At 72.9% G+C, this 1223-nt stretch carries 1 protein-coding gene; it reads right to left on the bottom strand.

Annotation, left to right across the window (positions count from 1 at the left end):
• Positions 1–1223: DNA repair ATPase (locus AOK24_RS51975; RefSeq protein ID WP_420876735.1), on the bottom strand; the 1223-nt coding region annotated here is incomplete at both ends.

Raw genomic sequence — 1223 nt, 5'->3', positions numbered from 1 at the left:
CCCCCGGCCTGTGCGTGCAGGTCGGAGACGTACGGCGACGCCCAGCGCCGCACGGCGTGCACGTGCCCCGGCTCCTCGCCGGCCCGCAGGACGAGCAACTCCCCGTCGCTCCACCGCCCCCACCCCTGGCAGGGCAGCGGCGCGGCGAACTCCTCGCGGATCGTGTTGTACGACAGCAGCAGCGCACGGCCGTCACCGGCGAAGGCGTAAAGGACGTCCTCCCCGTACGGCGAGCGCACCTCGCGCTCGAACTCCAGCCCCCCGGCGTCGAGTTCGAAGGTCTTGTGCGCGCCGGAGGCCAGGCAGTAGCCGCCGGGGAAGACGATGCCCTGGTCGTCGGGGAGGCGTCGGCAGGCCTGCCCGATGCCGTCGAGGCGGACGACGGTCCGGGTCAGGGTGTTGACGACGAGGTACCGGTGGACGGGCTCGCGGTAGGGGCGGACCCGGACGAGGACCAGGGGGCCTACGCGGGCGTGCGCGATGTCGGCGTCGGCGAGGGACTGGAGGGGTTCGGCGACGGGCTCGGTGTGGAGGGTGGCACCCGCGTCACCCAGGTCCCGCAGGTCCCGCAGGTCCTGTCGGCTCTGCCGGTTCTGTCGATCCCCCCGGTCACCCCGGTCACCCCGGTCGGCCGTCTCCCCCGCGTCACCCATGTAGTCCCCGTCGGCCGCGAGCGTGAGGACGCCCTCCGCCGTCGAGATCCGCAGCCCCTCCGGAAGCCGCGCGTACCGCCCCTGGACGTGGTCCTCCCGTACTACCTCCGTCCACCGGAAGTCGTACCTCTCAGGCCGTACGAGATCCCGGTCGCCTCGCGCGTCGAGAAACTCCGGCCGCCCGCCAGGTGTGAGAGCCCACCGCAGGACGCGGATGTCGTCGGCCTTCTCGCCGGTCCGGAAGACGGCCAGCAGGCGGTCGTCGGTGAGGCGGAGGCGCAGGAGGCGGGCTTGGCGGTAGTAGCGGTGGAGGTCGGTGAACTCCCGTACGAAGTCCGGGGAGTCGAGGAGTCCGGGCAGGGCGTCGGCCGGGACGCGGGTCAACTCGCGGTCGTACAGGGCGAGTACGTCGGCGACCTGGCGTCCGGCGCGGTGGTCGCCGTCGGCTCCCGTGTCGTATCCGGCGTCGTATCCGAACAGGAGGAAGTCGCCGATGCCGACGATGTCCCGGGGCAGGACGGGGTGTTCGGTGCGCAGGGCGTCCGTGCCGGTGAGGGTGAGGCCGGTGGC

Origin of the sequence: Streptomyces niveiscabiei (assembly GCF_001419795.1) — a bacterium.
Taxonomy (GTDB): Bacteria; Actinomycetota; Actinomycetes; order Streptomycetales; family Streptomycetaceae; genus Streptomyces; species Streptomyces niveiscabiei.
Note: the sequence above shows the minus strand (reverse complement) of the source record. Positions and strands in the feature narration are given on the sequence as shown.